The following is a 16,176-nucleotide window of genomic DNA, read 5'->3' on the forward strand; positions in this document are numbered from 1 at the left end:
CGCGTCGTCCCGGAACGTCCCGCCGACGTCCCGGACACCTAGGCACGGGCCCGAGCGTGGCGCATGATCAGGACATGACCTCGGTGCCGGACGACGGACCGCCCCCGGCCGGGGTGCCGGTCGCCGTTCTCGTCGCCACCCTGTTGGCCGCCTTCGGCACGATCCCCGCCCTGATGGGCGTGACGTCCGACAGCATCACGGTCGGCGCGATCTACAGCTCGGCGTGGCTGGTCTTCGGCTTCGGTGCCGCGGTCCTGCTCGACCGGGATCCGCATGACCGGGTAGGGCGGGTCTTCGCCGGCCTGTCGCTGACGCCCCTGGCCGTGGTGGGGGTCTCCGTGGTGGTGAGCGGCGTGGGCTGGGGTTCCCTGACCCGGGTGTGGACGGCGATCGGATGGCCGGTGGTCGCCGTCGTCCTGGCCGCCGTCGCCTGGGCCGTCGACCTGGCCGTCGACCGGATGTCGCGTCGCCGGCTGGTCTGGCTCGTCGTCCTCTCCGCGGCGCTGTTCGCCGCCGTGATCGCCACCCGGTTCCTCGCCGGCCCGGTCCAGGCGGCCATGACCGCGATGCTCGGACTGTGGACCTTCGCCGCGGTGGCGACGCGCCTCGTACTCGCCCGCCAGTTCCGCCCGCTCGACGAACCCCTGGTCGACCTCGTTCTGGCGCTCGGCCCCTTCCTGCTCGGTGGGGTCGCCGGACTGCTGACGCAGTGGCTGACCGAACGGGTGGACCTACCCTGGGCCCAGCCTTCGACCGTCTTCGTGGCCGTCGTCGTCGTCACCCTCGCTTGGCCCCTGTCCCGATGGCTGCGCGCCTCCTTCCTGCAGCAACGGTACGGGCGTGGCGTGCTGACCCCGGACGACGTCGCCGCCATCACCGCAGGCCTGCACGCGGACGCCGACCCGCGCGAGTTGCTCGGCCAGGCGGCTGCGATGGTCTCGGCGGCCAGCGGTCAGGAGGCGGTGACGATCATCCTCGGCGCCGACGAACCGGACGAGCCGAGTGACGACGGTCGGCTGGTGCACCATCCTCTGGTGGTGGCCGGTGACCGGGTCGGCACCCTCTCGGTCCGCAGTCGGCACCGGGAGGGCCCCGAATCGCGCCAGGCCCACACCGTCGTCCAGCTCATCCCCACGGTGGCCCTGGTCGCGCGGGCGGTGCAGCTGGCGGTCGAGGCCGACCACGCGCGACAGGACGTCGCCCGTGAACGGGACGCCGAACGGGCCAGGATCCTGGGCGACCTGCACGACGGAGTCGGGCCGGTACTGGCCGGGATGAGCATGCGCGTCCAGGCCGAGTTGCGTGCGGCGCCGACCCCTCTGCTGCGGGCGCTGGCCGACGAGCTGGCCGACTGCCGGGGCGACCTGCGCCGGATCGTGGCCGGCCTGACGCCTTCGGCCCTGCACGACGGCGACCTGGCCGGCGCGCTGAGCGCCCTGGTCGACAGCTTCGGCGCCCAGAGCCGAACCATCGCCCTCGACACGGATCTCGACCGCGAGCTGCCACCCGAGGTGACGGTCGCCGTGTACCGCAGCGTCGCCGAGGGGATCACCAACGCGCTGCGGCACGGCGCGGCGGACGAGATCCACGTGAGTGTCCGCTGTCGGGCCGATCCCGGCGAGCGGATCAGCGCCCGCGTCGAGGTGCGCGACCACGGACGAGGAGGTCTCGTCGTCCCCGGGGTCGGCCTGACGTCGCTCCGGCGCCGCGCCGAACAGCTCGGTGGGCGGCTGCAGGTGGAGAACCTCCAGCCCCACGGCGTCCGCCTGCACGTCGAGATACCGGTGGTGTCCGCGTGAGCGAGGTGATCCGCGTGCTGCTGGTCGACGACCACCCGATCGTCCTGTCCGGGCTGTCGGCGCTGGTCGGGTCCGACCGCGGCCTGCACCTGGTGGTCGCTGCTCGGACGGTGAGTGAGGCGCTGGCCGGGCCCGTAGAGGCTCCGGACGTCGCTCTCGTCGATCTGGATCTGCCGGACGGGGACGGAATCTCACTGGGTGTTCAGCTGAAGCAGCGGTGGCCGGACGTCCGCGTCGTGCTGTTGACCATGCATTCCGACCAGCAGGCCGTCATGCGCAGCCTCGGTTCGGGACTCGACGGCTATCTCCTGAAGGATGCCGATCCCGAGGACATCCTGGCGGCGATCCACACGGTCGCCGGCGGCACGATGGTGCTCGGGCAGGGCGTGGCCGCCACGGTGGTCGCCGCCGCGGCGAGCGGCCAGCCGGCCACGGGTGCCGACGCGCTGGCTCCGCTGGACGCCCGGGACCGCGAGATCCTGGCCCTCCTGGTGCGTGGGTTCACGACCTCCCAGGTCGCCGCCCGACTGTTCCTGGCGCCGAAGACGATCCGCAACCGCGTCTCCGACATCGTCGGCAAGCTCGGGGTGACGTCCCGTGAGGAGGCCATCCGGCTGGGCCGGGACTGCGGCCTGAGCTGAGGAGTCGGCGCGGAGCCCTAGGCTCACGGGATGGCTGACGCCGAGGTGGTGGACGTCGAGGCGGCCGCGGTCGAGCTGCTCGTCACCCTCGTCGGCATCGATAGCGTGAACCCCGGGCTGGTGACGGGTGCCGCGGGTGAGACTGGCATGGTCGACCACCTGAGGGCCCGGCTCGACGCCGCGGGGTTCGGGACGACGGTCGTCCCGGCCGCCGGGCACGACGACCGGCCCAGCCTGGTCGCCGTCGCGCCCGGGCCGTCGCAGTGGCCCACCGTCGTCCTGAACGGCCACCTCGACACGGTCGGGGTGGCCGGCATGACCGACCCCCTCACGCCGCGCGTCGAGGGTGACCGGCTCTACGGCCGGGGCGCCGCCGACATGAAGGGCGGCCTGGCCGCGCTCGTCGTCGCCGCCGAGCGGCTGGTCGCCGACGGCGCTCCGGTCCGGCCGGTGCTCGCGCTGTCCGCCGACGAGGAGGACGCCAACCTCGGTACCGAGGCGATCGTCCGCGCCCTGCCCGGCCTCGGCGTCCGGCCGGACGTCTGCCTGATCGCCGAACCGACCGACCTGGCGCTGAGCCGGTCGCTGCGCGGGTTCGGGGTGGCCCGGGTGACCTTCCGGGGCCGCGCGGCGCACAGCTCGCAGGCCGAGCTGGGCGTCAACGCCGTCACCCACCTGGGGCGCCTGCTGCACGCGATCGACCGGCGGGCCGATGACGTCCGGGCCGCGGGCGGCGACCTGATGGTGACCGTGGCGCGGGGTGGCGACTCGCCGTTCGTGGTGCCCGCCCACGCCGAATGCCTGGTCGAGCTGCGGACGACCCCCGACCAGCCCAGCACCGCCGTCCTCGCCGAGCTCCGCGGGCTCCTGTCCCCGGAGTGGGACGCCGACGTCGAGCTCGTCGCCCACCGCGACGGATGGCGCCTGGACGACGACGGCCCGGCCGCGCGGCTCGCCCGCCGGTTGGGTGCCGCGCTGGGGACCGGAGCGACGTTCGACGCGCCGTACTGGATGGAAGCGCCACTCTGGCAGGCGGTCTGCCCGACGGTGATCTGCGGACCCTCGGGCGGCGGGATCCATGCCGTCGACGAGTGGGTGGACCTGCGTCAGGTCCGGGCCCTGGCCCGTTCTCTCGTAACCGTTCTCAGCCGGTGGTCGCTCGGTGCCGACTGACCCGCGCGACCTGCGGGACGACGCCCCGCTCCTCGACGCCTGGCTGCGCTTCGGGCAGGAGCCGCCGACGCCGTTCACCATCCCCGGGCACAAGCAGCGTCGCGACCTGGTGGGCGACGTGGTCGCCGGCGACGTGCCGCTCTACGCGGGCCTCGACACGATGAAGCTCACGAAAGGCGTTCTCGCCGAGGCGGAAGCCCGCGCCGCGCGACTGTGGGGGGCCGACGTCTGCCGGTTCTCCACCGGCGGCGCCACGCACGCCAACCAGGCCGTCGCCCTCGCGGTCGGCGGCGACGGGGGCCGGGTGGTGGTCAGTCGCACCCTCCACCGGTCGCTCCTCATCGGGCTGGTCCTCGCGGGTCTGACCCCGGTGTGGGTGCGCCCCGAGATCGACCCGGCGACGGGGCTCCCGCGCGGCGTCCAGCCCGACTCGGTGCGCCGGGTGCTGGCCGAGAATCCCGACGTGCGAGCCGTGTTCGTGGGCGACCCGTCCTATGTCGGCCTGGTGGGCGACGTGGCCGGCCTGGCCGAGGCCGCCCACGAGCACGACGTCCCGCTGGTCGTCGACGCGGCCTGGGCCGCCCACTTCGGCTTCCACCCCGATCTGCCCCGTCACCCGCTCCAGCTGGGCGCCGACGCGATGATCATCAGCGCGCACAAGACGTTGCCCGCCTGGAGCCAGGCCGCGCTCGTGCTGGCCCGCACGCGCCGCCTCGACCCCGCCCGTCTGGAGGCCGGCGTCGAGGCGACGGCGACCACGAGCCCCGCGGGCGCCGTCCTGGCCAGCACCGACGCCGCCCGGGCGCTTCTGGAGCGCGACGGCGAGCGGCTCCTGGGGGCCGCGATCGGGGCCACCCGCAGCGCCCGGGCCCGGCTGGCCGAGGTCCCCGGCCTGGTCGTGCTCGACGGGCCGCACGTCGACCCGCTGAAGCTGACGCTCGTCCTGTCCGGCACCGGGGCCGACGGGAACGCCGTCGAGCAGGACCTGCTGGCGGCCGGGCTGCCGGTCGAGTCGGCCGACCGCGACGTCCTCGTCGCCGTCGTCACGCTCGCCGACACGGCCGAGACGCTCGCGACGTTCGCCGAGGCCGTCGCCGCGTCGGTCGAGCGGCATCGCGGCTCGCCCCGGCCGACGGCCGGACCGGCGGTCTACCGGGTCGAGCCGGTGGCGGCCACGACGCCCCGCGAGGCGTTCTTCGCCTCCGCCGAGGCGGTGGTCGTGGCCCGCGCGGTGGGGCGCGTCAGCGCGGAACTCGTCGCCCCCTACCCGCCGGGCATCCCGGTCCTGGCGCCCGGTGAGAGGGTCACCGCCGAGGCGCTCGCCGCCCTGGACCAGGCGCGGCGGCTGGGCGTGCGCATCGCCTACGCCGCGGACCCGAGCCTGCGGACGCTGCGGGTGCTCAAGGACTGACCCGCCGGCTCGCCCGATCGCACCGGTCCCGGACGATCGGGCGCGCGAGACTCGCGGCCGGGCAGTGTCGATTTCGAAGGAGGCCCCGTGATCTCGGCACTGAACAGGCTCGTCGACCTCGTCGAAGCGCATCTCGGTGAGGTGCTCGACGTCGACGCGACGGCTCGAGACCTCGGCACGACCGAGTACCACCTGCGCCGGATGTTCTCGTCGCTGGCGGGCATGCCCCTGTCGGAGTACGTGCGCCGGCGCCGGATGACCGTCGCGGCGGCGGACGTCGTGCGCGGCGACGACCTGCTGAGCATCGCCGTCCGGTACGGCTATGGCTCGACCGAGGCGTTCGGGCGGGCGTTCCGGGCGGTGCACGGTTCGAGCCCCCGCGACGTCCGGGAGCAGGGCGGTCCCCTTCGTTCGCAACCGCTGCTCAGGTTCCGCCTGACCGTCGAAGGGAGCATTCCCATGGACACCCGCATCGTCGACCATCCGGCCTTCACCCTGGTCGGCCACGCCGCCCGGGTCCCGCTGATCCACCAGGGCGTCAACCCGCACATCCGGCAGCACGTGGCGGCCATCCCGGCCGAGGAGCACGCCCGGCTGAGGGGGCTGAGCAACACCGAGCCGAGGGGGCTGCTCGCCGTCAGCGACGATCTCGACCCCGACCGGGCCGAGGGCAGCGAGCTGACCTACCTGCACGGGGTGGCCCTCAGCGAGGGCTCGGCGGCGCCCGACGACCTGGACGCCATCCCCGTAGCGCCGGGCACCTGGGCGGTCTTCCGGGCCTCCGGCCCGTACCCGGACACGCTCCAGCAGCTGTGGGCGGCCACGGCCACGGAGTGGTTCCCGGCGAACAGGTGGCGTCTGCGCCCCGGGCCCGAGATCGTCGCCGTCCTCGAACGTGCCGACGACTTCAGCACGGCGACCACTGAACTCTGGCTACCGGTCGAGCCCGGCTGAGCGCCCGCCAAAGCGAAAGAGCCCAGGTCAGCGAGGCTGACCTGGGCTCTTTCAAGCCTGCTCGGAGATCAGAGCGGGCGGATGTTCTCCGCCTGCGGGCCCTTCTGGCCCTGGGTGATCTCGAACTCGACCTTCTGGTTCTCGTCCAGCGAGCGGTAGCCGCTCGTCTGGATCGCCGAGTAGTGGGCGAAGACGTCAGCGCCGCCCTCGTCGGGGGTGATGAAGCCGAAGCCCTTCTCGGCGTTGAACCACTTGACGGTGCCAGTAGCCATGTTCGTGTCTGTCCTTCGGGGGTGTCTTTACCGGCTCCGCCTTCCGGAGCCGTGCCGGTCGCATCGTTCGGCGTCCACTTCCAAAGAACGCACTCACCGCAACTGCAGGCACAACGCTAGCCGATTCTCAGGGGTCGGCGCCTCCCCAGGGTCCCTCGAATTCCGGATCGACCTTCCGGACGTACCGGTCGCGGGGCACAAGTGGGGCGCAAGTCGCCGGTAAGGATCCTCCAACCGGGCGTTCCTAAGTTCGTCCCCAGGTCGAGATCCGCTCGACATCGAACCCCCGAAGGGACCCCGAAATGAACGCCCGTACCGCCGCCAAGGCCGCCCTGCTGCTCGCCGCCGGCCCGCTGCTCGCCCTCTCGCTGAACGCCTGCAGCTTCAGCGCCTCGGCGGGCACCTCCACCCACGACTTCTCCGGTACGAAGCTGGCCGGCAACGTGCAGAAGCAGCTCGTCGCCCAGAACCCGGACCTCGAGATCACCGGCACCACGTGCGCCGACACCCCCGAGATCGCGGCCGGCAAGACCACCGACTGCAACGCCTCGGTCAACGGCACCGCCACGAAGTTCGTCGTCACCTGGAAGGACTCCGACGGCAACTACGAGGTCAACTCCGTCGAGGCCTGATCCGTGCGCCGGGCACCAAGATCACCGGACGGGTGCGGCGATTGCGATTCCGACTCGCAATCGCTGCACCCGGACGCTGATCTTGAAAGAAGCAAGCCCTACTGCGTGACGGAGCGGATCAGCGCCAGCAGCTCCGGGACGGCCGGGTGGGTGTAGGGCTCGCGCCAGGCCAGGTACACGTCGACGGGCGGGGCGTCGTCCAGGGCCAGGTACGTGACGCCCGGGTGGGGGCGCACCTCCGCGGTCGCGGCCGGCGTCACGCCGAACGCCCGCCCGCCTGCGATGGCGGCCAGCCAGTCGTCGGTGTTCGACACCTCCAGCACCCGGCTGGGGGCCGGGCCCTCGCCCCACAGGGCGAGCGACGTCGTCCCGACGGTCGTGTTGACCGCGACGGGGTGCCCGGCCAGGTCGGCCAGCACCAGCGAGTCTCGCTCCGCCAGGGGCGTTCCCGAGGGGACGACGCCCAGGCGCGGCTCGCTCAGAAGCCGCTCCACCCGGACGCCGCTCAGCCGGACGCGCGAGCGCAGCACCGCCACGTCGACCCGGCCCTGACCGAGCCCGCCGGAGACGTCGTCGCTGCTCAGCAGCTCCAGGGTGGTCTGCGGGTGCTCCTGCGCCCAGCGGCGCTGGACGGCGGGCGTGTGCCGGCCGAGGGCGGCCCAGGCGTGGCCGAGCCGCACCGGGGTGCCGGACACCTGCCGGGGGTCGAGGACGTCGTCCACCGCGCGCAGCGCCGCCGCGGCCCGCTCCCGGTACTCGGCTCCCGCCTCGGTCAGGCGCAGGTGGTGCGTCGACCGGTCGACCAGCCGGACGCCGAGGTGCGCCTCGAGCTGCGCGAGCGTGCGGGACAGGGCGGGTTGGGTGAGGTTCAACCGGACGGCGGCGCCGGTGACGCTGCCCTCCTCGGCGATGGCCAGGAAGGCCCGCAGGTGGCGCAGCTCCGCCGTCATGAGCGTCAAGCATAACCAATGCTCAAGCGGGCATTTCACAGGCCGACGGGGTCGGCCTACGGTCGAGGGGTGGCGAAGACCCTGGCTCCCGAACTCACCCTGCAGCCGGCTCCCGGTGCCGCCCCGGCCGTCGCGCCGCGCGGGGTCGACCCGGCGGCCGTGGGGCTCGTGCTGGGCGGGATGTTCTCGGTGCACTTCGGGGCCGGGGTGGCCGCGCTGCTCTTCCCCCGCGCCGGGGTGGTCGGCGTGCTCGCCATGCGGCTCGGCTTCTCGGCGCTCGTCCTGCTGCTGGTCGCCCGGCCGCGGCTGCGCGGCTACACCCGTCGCGACTGGACGGCGGTGCTCGCCTTCGGTGCGGTGCTCGCCCTGATGAACGGCATCTTCTACCAGGCCGTGGACCGGATCCCGCTCGGCGCGGCCGTCACGCTCGAGGTGCTCGGGCCGCTGACGCTGTCGGTGGTCGGCTCCCGGCGCCTGCTCAGCGCGCTGTGGGCCGGGCTGGCCCTGGTCGGGGTGGTGCTGCTGGGGCAGAGCAGCTTCACCGCCACGGGTTTCGACACCGACGGGCTGATCGGCATGGCCTGTGCACTGCTGGCGGGCGTGTTCTGGGCCTGCTACATCCTGCTCAGCGCCCGGGTGGGGGGCCGGTTCCCCAAGGCCGACGGGCTCGCCCTGTCGTTGGGGGTGGCGGCCCTGCTCACCCTGCCGGTGGGGGTCGTCGGCGCGGGAGGCGCCCTGCTGCACCCGGTCACGCTGGCGCTCGGCCTGGCCGTCGGCGTGCTCAGCTCCCTGGTGCCCTACATGCTCGACCTGTTCGCGCTGCGCCGGCTGGCGTCGTCCACGTTCGCGATCCTGCAGGCGCTGAGCCCGGCGATCGCCGCCGGGGCCGCGTTCGTCGTCCTGCGGCAGGCCCTGACGGCCACCGACCTGCTGGCCATGGCGCTGGTGATCACGGCCAGCGCGGGCGCCGTGCGGACCGCCCGACGCTGACGCGACCGTCCTCGAAAGGGCTCACCGGACGGCGGGAGCGTGCCTTCTCGAGGTCAGTCGGGCGTCCGCGCTCCCGTACGTTCGGCGCCGATTCCGGCCGCCACCACGAACGCCACCCCGGCGACCGGCAACCAGCCCGGCTCCTGGCCGAGCACCAGGAACCCGATCGTCAGGGCCACGGCGGGTTCGAGGCTCATCAGCGTCCCGAACGCGGCCGTGGTGAGCCGGCGCAGGGCGAACAGTTCCAGCGTGAACGGTACGAGCGGGACCAGCACTGCGAGCCCGGCGCCGATCAGCACGGCCTCCGCGGTGAGCCGCGGCACCACCGCCCAGCCCACGGTCGCCGTCGCGAACAGCGCCGACACGGCCAGGGAGACGGCCAGCCCCTGAACCCCCGGGACGGCGTCCCCGACCCTCTGGGTGAGCACGATGTACGCCGCCCAGCAGACGGCGGCAGCCAGCGCGAACCCCACGCCGACGGGGTCGATCGCCCCGGCCCAGGGCTGCGTCAGCAGGAGCACCCCGGTCGCGGCGACGGCGGCCCACAGCTTGGCCGCGCCGCGGCCCCGCAGCACGGCGACCGACAGGGGTCCGAGGAACTCCAGGGCGCTCGCCGTGCCGAGCGGCAGGCGGGCCACGGCCTCCATGAAGAGCATGGTCAGTGCGCCGGTGACGACCCCGAGGGCGATGCAGGCCCGCAGCGAGGAACGGGTGAACGAGGCCGCCTTGGGCCGCACGACGATCAGCAGCACCACCCCGGCCCAGACCAGCCGCAGCCAGACCGCGCCCTCCGGGCCGACGGTGTCGAAGAGCTGCACGGCCACGGCCAGGCCCAGCTGCACCGAGAGCATCGCGCCGACCGCCATGCCGATCCCGGCCCGGGCCGACCTGCGCGGGGCGACGACGGTGGGGGCATCGGCCACGGCGGTCATGGCGTCGAGTAGAGCTCCGAACGACCGTTCACGTCCACGTGGTTACGCTGCACATATCGTTCAGGCAGACTGAACGGTGTGGACCTGCGCCGCCTGCGTCTCCTGGCCGAGCTGAACCGCCTGGGGTCGATGCGCGAGGTGGCCGAGGAACTGGCCGTCACCACCTCGACCGTGTCCCAGCAGCTGGCCGTGCTGGCCCGCGAGGTCGGGACGCCCCTGCTGGAGGCCGAGGGACGCCGCGTCCGGCTCACCCCCGCCGGCCGGCGCCTGGCCGCGCACGCCGACACCATCCTGGCGGCCGTCGATGCGGCCCGCCTCGACCTCGACCCGGGCGCCGAACCGGCGGGCACCGTACGGGTCAGCGGGTTCGCGACGGCGGTGCGCCGGTCGCTGCTGCCGATCATCACCGACCTCTGCCTGCACCACCCCGACGTTCGCCTGCAGGTCCTCGAGCATGAGCCGGCCGAGGCCTACGCCCTGCTCGCCGACGACGCCGTCGACCTGGCGCTGACCTACGACTACACGCTGGCCCCGGCGGCGCTGCCGGACTCCCTGCAGGCCCGTCCGCTGTGGTCGGCGCCGTGGGCGCTGGGGGTCCGGGCCGCGGGCGGGGTGGACGGCGGGAGCGCGCCGGAGGTGTTCGCGCGGCTGCGCGACGAACCCTGGATCGTGAACTCGCGGAACGTGGCCGACGAACAGGTGGTCCGCACGATCGCCTCGATGGCCGGGTTCGAGCCGCAGATCACCCATCACGTCGACTCGCTGGCGCTGGTCCAGGACCTGATCGCGGCCGGGCGCGGGATCGGGCTGCTGCCGGGTGACCAGCCGGTCCGAGAGGGCGTGGCCCTGCAGCCGCTGCGCGACCCGGCCGTGGTGCTGCGCTCCTACGCGGTGACCCGGCGGGGCCGCGAGGACTGGGCGCCGCTGGCCCTGATCCTGCGGATGTTGGTCGACGGTGCCTTCGACCGGGGGCCCGGCGACCGCGCCTGACCAGGCGCTACGCCGTCCGGGGCACCGCCGGGACGGCGAATTCAAGGCCCGATCCCCAGGTGACGTGTTATCTTCTAGAAAGTGAACAGAAGGTGAACGAAGGGTGGAACGGTGATGAAGGTCGAACGATTGGGCTCCGCGACCGACCGCGTTCCCACGCAGGCGGCCGCGGCAGCGGCTGCTGACCGCACGGCAGGCGAGTCCGAATGGTCCGCCCCGCGGCTGCGTCCCGTGGCCCACTGGGTGGTCATGCCGACCGAGCGCGGTGACCGGCTCACGATGGTCTGGGAGACCCCGGACCCGCTGCCGCTGAGCTGACCGGAGCTGACGCTGGTCCTCAGCCCACCCGGCGGCTGAGCCGCCGCCACAGCCACGCCTCGGCGACCCGCTCGCCCGTCGCGACGTAGGTCGCCGCGGACGGGCTGGTCAGCGTCGTGGTCAATTCCCGGCGCGCCGCGGAGCCACCCGCGAACAGCACCTCGTCCCCGGGGGCCAGGCGCACGTCGTCCCCGGGGCCGATCACCTGAGAACCCTCGCGCGAGAGCAGCAACGGCACGCACGGCAGCCGGCGGTCGCGCTCGTCGGGGTCGCGCAACATCCCCCCGATGGTGAGCGTCCCGGACGCCAGCCAGTCGCCCAGCGCCGGCGCCTCCGCTGCGGACAGTCGCACCTTCCACAGATCGGGCAGCTGGTAGCCGCAGCGCCCGGTGAGCCGGTCGAGGATCTCCCGGGCCTCGTCGTCCGACGCGCCGGCGGTGGCCTGCAGGAACCGCCACAGCAGCGGCGTGCTCAGCCGCGCGTAGGCCTCGAGGGCCACCGACTCGCTCGGCACGAGAACGAGATCCGGTTCCAGGGCCTCGAACAGCGCGGCGTTGGCGGCCTGGTTCTGCCGGGCCGCGGTGAACAGGTCGGCGTTGTGCCGCCGGGCCGCCGCGACCAGCGACAGGTTGGTGGTGTCGGAGTCGGTGCCGGCCACGAAACCGACGGCCTCCTCGAGGTGGGCCGCGGTCAACGCTCCGGGTTCGGCGGCTTCGCCGGTGACCAGGTCGACCCCGGTCAGAGCGGGGTCGTCAGCCAGTTCCGGCTTGGCGTCGACCACGGTCAGGGGCACCCCGGCCCGGCGTAGGTCGGTCACCAGTTCGCGGCCGAAACGCCCGTAGCCGCAGACGATCCACCGCCCGTCGCGGGGCGGCAGCCGGCGCTCGGGCAGGTCGGCGCCCGGTCCGGACTCGACCCAGCTGAACAGCTGGTAGGCGGACGGCGCCCGCAGGGCCAGGCGCAGGTGGTCCCCGAAGGTGTCGAACGGGTTGATCACCACCGGGGTTCCGAACGCCGACATGCGGTCCGCCGCCGACGGCGACACCGTTCGGGCGATCACCGGCAGGTCGGGCCGCAGTAGCGCTGCGCTCATGGTGATGGCCAGGTTGGCCTCGTCGTCGTTGGTGAGTGCGAGTACCGCCTCGCAGAAAGGGTTTCGCAGGCCGGCGACCTCGAGGTGGCTGGGGTCGGCGGCGTCGGCGACCAGCCCGGGGACGTCCGCCGCGTACGGTTCGATGTCGAGCGAGTCGACCCGCTCCTCCAGGAGGTCGATGGCCACGAACGAGCGGCCCAGGTCGTCCCAACGGCGGCCGAGCATCTCCCCGGCGTATCCGTAGCCGGCGATGAGCAGGAACGGCTCCCGGAGCCGGGCCACCCGGCGGCGGAACTGCTGCATCTGCAGGGCGCGCCGAAAGGCTCTGTCCTGCAACAGGGACAGCAGCGACCCGATGGCGTAGGCCCAGCCGATCACGGTCAGGTAGATCGACCCGGTGACCCACATCCGCTGGGGGTAGCTGAACGGGTGCGGCAGCTCGCCGAACCCGATCGTGGTGCCGGTGTAGCTCATGACGTAGAAGGCGTCGAAGAAGCCCAGCCGGCTCGGGCGCCCGGCGCTGTCCACCCCCGGGATCAGCGTCAGGCCGAGCGTCGTGACCGAGAAGATGACGATCAGCGCGATCATCGGGGTGCGCATCCGGCGCAGGACGAGGAAGATCGGCGCGCTGTTGCGCGTCGGTGCGTACCGGGCCTCGAAGCGGGCCTGGAACCGCGCCGCTCGACCGGCGCGGACGGCGTCCCGGCTCTGCTGGAGGCTCATCGGCGGTGGAATGACACCGTTTCGACCACGAGCAGCACGACGGAGACCAGGTTCGCCAGCAGCGCGCCCGCCGACAGCGAGACGACGCTGGCCATGTCGTGCCCCGTGAGCCCCGTCGGTCCGATGTGCGAGGCGTAGGCCCAGACCAGGGAGGCGGCGATCAGCAGCAGGTCGGCGACGAGGCTGGTGGCCAGGTGCACCGCGCCGATCTGGGTGCGGTCGCCGAACTTCAGGACCGTCGCGATCAGGCTGACGACGACGGCGGCGAACAGTTCGTACCCGTTGTGCAGTTCGGGCCGGTCGATGTCGCCCACGAAGAACCCGAAGTTCAGGGTGGCCGCGAGCAGCACGAAGAAGCCGAAGACGACCTTCTCGAGGTTCACCGGGGTGACGATAACCCGTCGATCACCTCGCGCCAGCTATCGTCACCGTATGCGTCCGGTGATGAGCGCGGTGACAGCAGTGGCCTTGGTGATCGGCGGGCTGGGTGTCGCCGCGGGGCCGGCGGCGGCCGCCGCCTGCGACCCGACGATCCCCGAGGTGGGCTCCCTCGACGGCGGGGGCGGCCCCGACGTCCCCGTCGGGATGCCCGACCTGGACGAGCTCGACGTGAACTACAGCGCCGCCGACCAGCGCAACCTGAAGCGGGCCGACCTGACGGCGCTGAACATCCCGGCCCGGTTCGGCGCCGCGATGACCACCATCGACACCGACCGGGACGGCTGCTCGGAGCTGATCGTCGGCGCACCCGGCGAGACGGCCGAGGGCGAGCGGGGCGCCTTCGTGGTGCTCAAGGGCTCCGACACCGGGCTCACCACGGCCGGTGCGGTGCTCGAGACGGCGCCCACCGCGGGGGACGGGTTCGGGGCGACGCTGGCCTCCGCCTCCCGGTACATCGCCGCCCAGCCCTGGACCGACAGCACCGTGGACCTGTGGGTCGGGGCACCGAACCGCACGGTGCGCGGGGTCGTCGGCGCCGGGGCCGTCGACCACTACGTCTTCGACAACACCGGCAGCCTCAGCCTGCTGGGCACCCTGACGGCCTACTCGCTGGGCGGAAAGCTATACAAGGGGGCTCATTTCGGCGCCGCCCTGAACGCCCGGGGGATCAACACCGTGGCCATCGGCGCTCCGGGCGACACCGTCGGCGGGCACGGCAACGCGGGGTCCGTGTGGCAGTTCCGGCTCACCGACGGCGGTTTCCCGACCCAGGTCAAGCACTGGACCCAGAACAGCAAGGGTTTCCCGGGGGCCGCGGAGACCGGCGACCGGTTCGGCTACTCGCTGGCCGGCGCGACGACCCTGCTGGTCGGCACGCCCTACGAGGACATCGGCAAGGCCACCAACACCGGCATGGTCACGGCGATCACGGCGTCCGGGAAGGTCACCAACTACACGCAGGACAGCCCCGGGGTGCCGGGCGCGGACGAGACCGGCGACCACTTCGGCGCCGCGCTCACCACCGGCACCTGGCTGAGCTGCCAGGAGGTCTCGACGGTCGCGGTCGGGGTGCCGGGCGAGAACATCGGTTCGACGAAGGACGCCGGGTCGGTGGTGCTGATGCCGTCGAAGGGGTGCGCGGGCGCCCTGCTCACCCAGGGCCGGGGCAAACCGCTGGGTGGGCTGGCCGAGACCGGTGACGCGGTCGGCTCGGCGCTGACCGTGCTGCGCGGCCGCGACGACTTCGACGAGGACGTCCGCGACCGGCTGGTGATCGGCGCGCCCGGCGAGTCGGTCGGTTCCGCGGCCGGCGCCGGTGTCGTGGCCGTGCGCGGCGACCACACGGTCACGACGTACACCTACGCCGGGTCGAGCTCGCCGCACCGGAAGTACGGCGCCGTCCTGGCCGTGCCCGGCGGCGGCTACATGTACTCGAACTAGAGCATTCCTCCGCGCAGCGCCGCCTGGACGTTGTCGTTGAGCAGGTCCTTGCCGTTGTTCGCGTCGGGCCGGTTGTGGAACCGCTCGGCCTCCTTGCGGAGCCGGCGCGTGGCCTTCTTCGCGTCGTAGGCGATGCGTTCGCGCTCGGTCATGGACCGGCGCCGGTGCCCCGGGACGAGCCTTCCCAACCACGTCATGGTCCGAGTATGCGCCGGGCGTGGACGCCTTGTCAGGGCCCCAACCGTCGGACGACGTCCCGCCCGGCCGCCCGGTGGGCACGGTGTGACACAGCACCCGTCCAGCGAGCGCGGTGTCACACCGTGCTCATTCGGGCGCGCGCGGGCGATCGCTCCGGAGACGCGCACCGGTCAGCGGCCGTGCCAGGCTGGCCCCGTGAGGGTTCTGGTCGCGCCCGACTCCTTCAAGGGCACGTTCACGGCGACCGAGGTGGCCTCGGCGCTGGCGGAGGGCGTCCGGTCGGTCGGGGCGGAGTCGGTCGAGTGCCCGCTGGCCGACGGGGGCGAGGGCACGGCGACGGTGCTGGCCGGGGCCCTCGGCGCCCGCATCGTCGACGTCCGCGTGACCGGTCCCCTGGGGGAGCCCGTGACCGGCTGGTTCGGGCTGGCGGACGACGGGACGGCGCTGGTGGAGGCGGCCACCGCCTCCGGACTGAGCCTCGTCGACCCGACTCCCGAGACCGCCTGGGCGGCGACCAGCCGGGGTACCGGGGAGCTGATCGCCGCTGCCGTGGCGGCCGGGGCGAGCCGGGTGCTGCTCGGGGTGGGTGGAAGTGCCTGTACCGACGGCGGTCTCGGGGCGGTCGAGGCGTTGGCCGGGGTCCAGGTCGGGCTCCGGGTGCTGTGCGACGTGCGGGTGCCCTACGAACGGGCCGCCGAGGTGTTCGGGCCGCAGAAAGGGGCCGACCCGGCCACCGTCGAACGCCTCACCAGCCGCCTGCACGAGCGCGCCGCCGGCTGGCCCCGCGATCCACGCGGGGCCGAGTTCACCGGCGCCGCAGGTGGTCTGGCCGGCGGCCTGTGGGCGGCAGCCGGCGCCGAACTGGTCTCGGGGATCGAGGCCGTACTCGACGTCGTGGGTTTCGACGACCTGCTGGCGACGGCGGACCTGGTGGTCACGGGCGAGGGACGCCTCGACGCGCAGACCGCCCACGGCAAGGTCGTCGCGGGCGTGTGCGCCCGGGCCGGTGCGGCTGGTGTCCCGGTGCTGGCCGTGGTCGGCCGGTGTGACCTCGCGGAGGAGGAGTGGCGGGCGCTGGGGCTCAGCGCGGTTCTGGTGGGTAGCGATCGGGCCGGGTTGCGGGCCGCGGCCGCCACCCTCCCCAGTTCGTGATCATGCAGAAACCTCGCGCGGCCGACGGAGGTCGGTGACCTCCGGAGGTCTGGCGCGAGGTTTCTGC

17 protein-coding genes are annotated in these 16,176 nt (G+C 73.4%); 11 read left to right on the forward strand and 6 right to left on the reverse strand.

The window, feature by feature from the left end:
* Positions 1–74: 74 nt before the first annotated feature.
* From ACIB24_RS04690 to ACIB24_RS04710, 5 genes are all read left to right on the forward strand, one after another.
* Positions 75–1,799, forward strand: coding sequence for a sensor histidine kinase (locus ACIB24_RS04690; RefSeq protein ID WP_398275849.1), 1,725 nt, complete (start codon positions 75–77; stop codon positions 1,797–1,799).
* Positions 1,796–2,440, forward strand: coding sequence for a response regulator (locus ACIB24_RS04695; protein WP_398275852.1), 645 nt, complete (start codon positions 1,796–1,798; stop codon positions 2,438–2,440). Before ACIB24_RS04690 ends, ACIB24_RS04695 begins: the two co-directional genes overlap by 4 nt.
* A 30-nt stretch (positions 2,441–2,470) precedes the next feature.
* On the forward strand, positions 2,471–3,613 hold the full coding sequence (locus ACIB24_RS04700; protein ID WP_398275855.1) for a M20 family metallopeptidase: 1,143 nt from the start codon (positions 2,471–2,473) through the stop codon (positions 3,611–3,613).
* Positions 3,603–5,024 (forward strand): aminotransferase class I/II-fold pyridoxal phosphate-dependent enzyme, encoded by a 1,422-nt coding sequence (locus ACIB24_RS04705; protein ID WP_398275857.1) that lies wholly within the window; start codon positions 3,603–3,605, stop codon positions 5,022–5,024. The genes ACIB24_RS04700 and ACIB24_RS04705 overlap by 11 nt, the downstream gene beginning before the upstream one ends.
* Positions 5,025–5,111: 87 nt before the next feature.
* Positions 5,112–5,978, forward strand: coding sequence for an AraC family transcriptional regulator (locus ACIB24_RS04710; protein WP_398275860.1), 867 nt, complete (start codon positions 5,112–5,114; stop codon positions 5,976–5,978).
* 68 nt (positions 5,979–6,046) lie between these two features.
* Here the strand turns inward: ACIB24_RS04710 and cspE are convergent, their stop codons facing one another.
* Positions 6,047–6,250: a transcription antiterminator/RNA stability regulator CspE gene (gene cspE / locus ACIB24_RS04715; RefSeq protein ID WP_398275863.1), complete on the reverse strand. Its 204-nt coding sequence runs from the start codon at positions 6,248–6,250 to the stop codon at positions 6,047–6,049.
* Between the two features lie 302 nt (positions 6,251–6,552).
* Between cspE and ACIB24_RS04720 the strand changes: the two genes are divergently transcribed.
* Positions 6,553–6,882, forward strand: a complete 330-nt coding sequence (locus ACIB24_RS04720) for a DUF4333 domain-containing protein (protein ID WP_398275866.1) — start codon at positions 6,553–6,555, stop codon at positions 6,880–6,882.
* A gap of 98 nt (positions 6,883–6,980) precedes the next feature.
* Here ACIB24_RS04720 and ACIB24_RS04725 read toward each other — a convergent pair whose 3' ends face one another.
* Positions 6,981–7,832 (reverse strand): LysR family transcriptional regulator, encoded by an 852-nt coding sequence (locus ACIB24_RS04725; RefSeq protein ID WP_398275869.1) that lies wholly within the window; start codon positions 7,830–7,832, stop codon positions 6,981–6,983.
* A 69-nt stretch (positions 7,833–7,901) separates the two neighbouring features.
* Between ACIB24_RS04725 and ACIB24_RS04730 the strand changes: the two genes are divergently transcribed.
* Positions 7,902–8,822 (forward strand): EamA family transporter, encoded by a 921-nt coding sequence (locus ACIB24_RS04730; RefSeq protein WP_398275872.1) that lies wholly within the window; start codon positions 7,902–7,904, stop codon positions 8,820–8,822.
* 53 nt (positions 8,823–8,875) lie between these two features.
* Here ACIB24_RS04730 and ACIB24_RS04735 read toward each other — a convergent pair whose 3' ends face one another.
* Positions 8,876–9,754, reverse strand: coding sequence for an EamA family transporter (locus ACIB24_RS04735; RefSeq protein WP_398275875.1), 879 nt, complete (start codon positions 9,752–9,754; stop codon positions 8,876–8,878).
* A gap of 78 nt (positions 9,755–9,832) precedes the next feature.
* On the opposite strand from ACIB24_RS04735, the gene ACIB24_RS04740 reads away from it, so the two are divergent.
* Both ACIB24_RS04740 and ACIB24_RS04745 read left to right on the forward strand, forming a co-directional pair.
* Positions 9,833–10,744: a LysR family transcriptional regulator gene (locus ACIB24_RS04740; RefSeq protein WP_398275878.1), complete on the forward strand. Its 912-nt coding sequence runs from the start codon at positions 9,833–9,835 to the stop codon at positions 10,742–10,744.
* A 114-nt stretch (positions 10,745–10,858) separates the two neighbouring features.
* Entirely contained in the window at positions 10,859–11,062 is a 204-nt protein-coding gene (locus ACIB24_RS04745; RefSeq protein ID WP_398275881.1) for a hypothetical protein, read from the forward strand.
* A 19-nt stretch (positions 11,063–11,081) separates the two neighbouring features.
* On the opposite strand, the gene ACIB24_RS04750 is transcribed toward ACIB24_RS04745, so the two are convergent.
* The gene (locus tag ACIB24_RS04750; protein WP_398275884.1) at positions 11,082–12,878 is read right to left on the reverse strand and encodes a potassium channel family protein; all 1,797 of its coding nucleotides are present in this window, start codon (positions 12,876–12,878) and stop codon (positions 11,082–11,084) included.
* Positions 12,875–13,261, reverse strand: a complete 387-nt coding sequence (locus ACIB24_RS04755; RefSeq protein WP_398275886.1) for a DUF6394 family protein — start codon at positions 13,259–13,261, stop codon at positions 12,875–12,877. The genes ACIB24_RS04750 and ACIB24_RS04755 overlap by 4 nt, the downstream gene beginning before the upstream one ends.
* A 70-nt stretch (positions 13,262–13,331) precedes the next feature.
* Here ACIB24_RS04755 and ACIB24_RS04760 point away from each other — a divergent pair, with 70 nt between their 5' ends.
* Entirely contained in the window at positions 13,332–14,759 is a 1,428-nt protein-coding gene (locus ACIB24_RS04760; RefSeq protein ID WP_398275889.1) for a hypothetical protein, read from the forward strand.
* Here the strand turns inward: ACIB24_RS04760 and ACIB24_RS04765 are convergent.
* Positions 14,756–14,956 (reverse strand): hypothetical protein, encoded by a 201-nt coding sequence (locus tag ACIB24_RS04765; protein ID WP_398275892.1) that lies wholly within the window; start codon positions 14,954–14,956, stop codon positions 14,756–14,758. The two genes, ACIB24_RS04760 and ACIB24_RS04765, sit on opposite strands and share 4 nt — an antisense overlap.
* A gap of 196 nt (positions 14,957–15,152) precedes the next feature.
* On the opposite strand from ACIB24_RS04765, the gene ACIB24_RS04770 reads away from it, so the two are divergent.
* Entirely contained in the window at positions 15,153–16,109 is a 957-nt protein-coding gene (locus tag ACIB24_RS04770; protein ID WP_398275895.1) for a glycerate kinase, read from the forward strand.
* The last annotated feature ends 67 nt before the right edge of the window (positions 16,110–16,176 follow it).

This window comes from Spongisporangium articulatum (assembly GCF_044465595.1).
In the GTDB taxonomy this organism is placed as follows: domain Bacteria; phylum Actinomycetota; class Actinomycetes; order Actinomycetales; family Kineosporiaceae; genus Spongisporangium; species Spongisporangium articulatum.

What these genes read in the sequence shown, in the direction of transcription:
- ACIB24_RS04690 (WP_398275849.1), top strand. Translation starts at nt 75, where the DNA reads ATGACCTCGGTGCCGGACGACGGACCGCCCCCGGCCGGGGTGCCGGTC.
- ACIB24_RS04700 (WP_398275855.1), top strand. Translation starts at nt 2,471, where the DNA reads ATGGCTGACGCCGAGGTGGTGGACGTCGAGGCGGCCGCGGTCGAGCTG.
- cspE (WP_398275863.1), bottom strand. Translation starts at nt 6,250, where the DNA reads ATGGCTACTGGCACCGTCAAGTGGTTCAACGCCGAGAAGGGCTTCGGC.
- ACIB24_RS04720 (WP_398275866.1), top strand. Translation starts at nt 6,553, where the DNA reads ATGAACGCCCGTACCGCCGCCAAGGCCGCCCTGCTGCTCGCCGCCGGC.
- ACIB24_RS04725 (WP_398275869.1), bottom strand. Translation starts at nt 7,832, where the DNA reads ATGACGGCGGAGCTGCGCCACCTGCGGGCCTTCCTGGCCATCGCCGAG.
- ACIB24_RS04735 (WP_398275875.1), bottom strand. Translation starts at nt 9,754, where the DNA reads ATGACCGCCGTGGCCGATGCCCCCACCGTCGTCGCCCCGCGCAGGTCG.
- ACIB24_RS04745 (WP_398275881.1), top strand. Translation starts at nt 10,859, where the DNA reads ATGAAGGTCGAACGATTGGGCTCCGCGACCGACCGCGTTCCCACGCAG.
- ACIB24_RS04750 (WP_398275884.1), bottom strand. Translation starts at nt 12,878, where the DNA reads ATGAGCCTCCAGCAGAGCCGGGACGCCGTCCGCGCCGGTCGAGCGGCG.
- ACIB24_RS04765 (WP_398275892.1), bottom strand. Translation starts at nt 14,956, where the DNA reads ATGACGTGGTTGGGAAGGCTCGTCCCGGGGCACCGGCGCCGGTCCATG.